Here is a 3,429-nt window from a genome sequence, read left to right on the forward strand (position 1 = left end):
AGACGTTGCGCGCCGCCGACTGATCACCGATGTGGCCGCTCACGCCGCGCTACTGGCCCGCATCGGTGAGCACACCGACATGCCCAGACAGGTGGTCGAACGAGCAGTTCACGCCAGTCGGGCTGCAACAGAAGGGTTCTCCCGATGAAGCAAATGAACGGGCTCGACCGGATGTTCATCAATGTCGAGACCGAACGGCTACCGATGGACATGTTCGGCATCTTGATGCTGGACCCCTCCACCGCGCCCGACGGACACAATTTTTCACGGTTCCGCGCGGAAATGGCGGCCCGACTGCCGAAGATCCCGGTCTTCACTCGCCGCGCCGTGTCCGCACCGCTCGGGGCCGGCCACGAACACTGGATCGTCGATCCCGACTTCACCATCGACAGGCACCTCAAACATCTCGGCGCCCCGGCTCCCTACGACCTTGGAGCGTTGTGCGAGCTGGCCGTGTCGCTGGTCGACGAGCCTCTGGATCGCGGCCGTCCGCTATGGCAGATGTACTACGTCGACGGGCTAACCGACGGGTCGGCGGCCGTCCTGTTGCGGTTGCACCACGCGATGATCGACGGCGTCGGTGGCTCGGAGATGCTGGCCGAACTCTTCGATACCCAGGCCTTGCCAATGGATCCGGAACTCGCCGCGTGCAAGATCGCCGGGGAACGGGTGCCGTCACAGGTCGAGATGCTGATACGTTCACTGCCCGATCAGGTATTGGCACCGATCAAGCTCGTGCAGCGCAGCATCCCCATTGCCGTGCCGTTGGCCAAGGGGCTGGTGTCCAAGATGCCGGGCGGCGGGCGGTCGAATTCCGAGCCCGATGTAGACAAGCCGTCACCGTCGGATGTCAGAGCGGACAAGCCGTCTCGGCGAAACCTGTTAAACCGCTTGAGCAACAGCTCCAAGCGATCTCTCGCGGTCGCCTCGCTGTCGATGGTGGACGTGAAGCGAGCCAAGGACAAATTCGGCGTAACGCTCAACGACGTAGTGCTGTCGGTGACAAGTGCAGCGGTCGCCGACTACCTGCGCGACCGTGACGAGCTGCTCGATGAGCCGCTGCGGATCGCAGGCCCCGTGAACGTCCGCGACGACTCGGCCGAAGCCGCCAGCGGAAACCATTTCGCGTTCATGATGGTGGCGGTACCCGACGTCGCAGACCCCGTCGAACGACTTCGGACGGTGTCGGATCTCGCGAACAAGAGCAAGCCCGCGCGCGAGGGTAGCGAAACCGCCGCGAATCGAACTAGTCGAAAACCCACCGGCACTGTGAGTCAGGTGATGGGGCTCATCGACGTCCTGCCCAGCGGCGTGTGGCTTGCGCTCGGCCAGCTTGTGAACACCCCGGTGATCGAGGCTGTCCCACCGATTGCAAACTTCGTCGTATCGAACATCCCCGGCCCGAAGGACAAGCTTTACATTGCGGGGGCCGAGATAACCCACATCTACGGACGCACCATGGTCGGTGCGGGTATCGGCTTGTTCATCCACTGCCTCAGCTACGGCGACACGTTGGACTTCGGCTTCACCGCCCTCGCCGACCTCGTCCCGGATCCCGACACGATCGTCGAAGGTGTGCATCGGCACCTGGCGGCCTTGCTGGATGCACAGTAGCTTCCGCGAGGATTGAGCCCACGATGAAACCGGTCAGTCCGGTGACCCAAGCCACCCGCGTACCGTCTGGGGCCCGAATTCGGTTCGCCCACCACATCGTCGAGCTGGGTGATGGCCGCAGAGTCGGCGTGTCGGTCGGCGGCCAAGGCGTGCCGCTGATCTTCTTCCACGGCATCGGAATGAACCGCCAGGTGTATCTGAAACTGCTGAGCCGCCTACCACAGCTGGGATTCCTGGTCGTCGCGATCGACGCACCCGGTCACGGGCAGAGCTTTGCACCAAGGCGCGGTGAGCACACGTTCGCACACCGAATCGCCGTCACCGAACAGATTCTCGAAGGTCTCGGAGTCGAGCGCGCCGTTCTCGTCGGCCACAGTATGGGTGGTCGAACCGCAGCCGAGCTCGCCGCACGCCATCCAGAACGCGCCCTCGCTGTCGTCCTCATCGACCCCGCGATCGGCAGCGCGTTCGATGCGTCGCGGATTCGGATCGCATCACCGGTGAAGACCGGCACCGCGCTCGCCGCGGCGATCGGCGACACGATCATCGACCGCGTCGGACTCCGGCGACTCGATCACATTCGCTACCTCCGCACGCTGAGCAGACTATTTTTCAACACAGCCGCCCACCCCAGGATGTTCGCCTCGGCTGCTTCAGCCATTGCCCAGGCGGATGACAGCGCGACTGCGCTGACGGCACTTCGAGCGGCAGGCAGCCGTGTGGTCATCGTTCACGGCGAGCAGGACAAGATCGTATCGCTCGAATCCGCGGTCGACGCCGCAAGTCTCAGCGGAGCGTTGCTGGTGACACTGCCCAAGGCGTACCACTCGTGGGTGCTGACAACCCCCTGGACCTTCGCCGACCTGTTCGAACGGCTGATCGCCAACAATCAGCTGGGCCCAGAGCTGCGGGACGCGGTGGCCCAGGCCGCCCAAAGCGGTTCCGCAAGTGCGGCTTCCGACGACATGTATAGCGACCAAGCTCTGGTCCGGAGCCTGACCCCCGCCATCAGCATTCTGGGCAATGCTTATCCGCCGCGGCCGCGGATGTATCACCGGTATCGGATCTGGAATGCACAGGAGATCACGGACTACGGCTTGGGGCGTCCACACCCAGCTGAAACCGACTAAGGGGAGTTCCTCGACATCGCGCGGAGAGTTACGGAGCAGTTAGACCTAGCAGTCAACACGAAGGGGATCATCGCCGGTGAGCAGCACCGCCTGTTCCGGGCAGAGCTTTTTGGCCTTAAATAACGCCTCGAGTCGATGGGGCGGCACGTCACCGTCGCCACGCGCATGGGCGATGCCCCAGTCGTCGTCCTCGATCAGGTCAGGCACCAGGGTGTAGCACTGGCCGTGTCCGACACACCGGTTCGAGTCGATCTCGAGTTTGGTCATCTGCCGTGTCCCTCGAACACCAGAGGAAGGCTTTCCAGGTGGTATGTCCCTGTGGGCCAGGCGATTCGGGGCTCGAATCCTACTGGGAGCTCGTAGTCGGGGATCCGGGCGTGGAACTCCTCCACGATCAGGCGTAGTTCGCGGCGCGCTAGATGCGACCCGAGACAGCGATGGATTCCGCCGCCGAAGCTCAGATGGCCACGTCCGGCCGCGGACAGGTCGATCTCGTCTGGCGCGGCACCATCGCTGGCTTCCCGGTTTGCCGTGGCCATACAGATGCGAACCATCGCGCCAGCGGGAATGGTGACTCCAGACACTTCGACCTCGCGAGTGGTGCGCCGGGGGACCATCGGAGCGGGCAGCTCGAGTCGGAGGATCTCCTCGACCAGCGGGTTGATCAATCTCGGATCGTCGATGA

At 63.7% G+C, this 3,429-nt stretch carries 4 protein-coding genes; 2 read left to right on the forward strand and 2 right to left on the reverse strand.

What is annotated here, in order from left to right; all coding sequences use genetic code 11:
• The first annotated feature begins 144 nt into the window (after nucleotides 1–144).
• Together QOJ24_RS10870 and QOJ24_RS10875 are read left to right on the forward strand one after the other, a co-directional pair.
• Nucleotides 145–1,614, forward strand: a complete 1,470-nt coding sequence (locus QOJ24_RS10870) for a wax ester/triacylglycerol synthase family O-acyltransferase (RefSeq protein WP_526260999.1) — start codon at nucleotides 145–147, stop codon at nucleotides 1,612–1,614.
• Nucleotides 1,615–1,637: 23 nt separating this feature from the next.
• Nucleotides 1,638–2,744, forward strand: a complete 1,107-nt coding sequence (locus tag QOJ24_RS10875) for an alpha/beta fold hydrolase (RefSeq protein ID WP_526261000.1) — start codon at nucleotides 1,638–1,640, stop codon at nucleotides 2,742–2,744.
• Nucleotides 2,745–2,789: 45 nt separating this feature from the next.
• Here the strand turns inward: QOJ24_RS10875 and QOJ24_RS10880 are convergent, their stop codons facing one another.
• Nucleotides 2,790–3,011: a ferredoxin gene (locus QOJ24_RS10880; protein ID WP_526261001.1), complete on the reverse strand. Its 222-nt coding sequence runs from the start codon at nucleotides 3,009–3,011 to the stop codon at nucleotides 2,790–2,792.
• On the reverse strand, nucleotides 3,008–3,429 hold a 422-nt coding region (locus tag QOJ24_RS10885), incomplete at its 5' end, for a cytochrome P450 (RefSeq protein ID WP_526261002.1). The genes QOJ24_RS10880 and QOJ24_RS10885, both read right to left, overlap by 4 nt.

This window comes from Mycobacterium sp. (assembly GCF_032159775.1).
GTDB lineage: Bacteria > Actinomycetota > Actinomycetes > Mycobacteriales > Mycobacteriaceae > Mycobacterium.

Bases quoted from the DNA above. Each gene is read 5' to 3' on its own strand.
- QOJ24_RS10870 (WP_526260999.1), top strand. From the start codon at position 145: ATGAAGCAAATGAACGGGCTCGACCGGATGTTCATCAATGTCGAGACC.
- QOJ24_RS10875 (WP_526261000.1), top strand. From the start codon at position 1,638: ATGAAACCGGTCAGTCCGGTGACCCAAGCCACCCGCGTACCGTCTGGG.
- QOJ24_RS10880 (WP_526261001.1), bottom strand. From the start codon at position 3,011: ATGACCAAACTCGAGATCGACTCGAACCGGTGTGTCGGACACGGCCAG.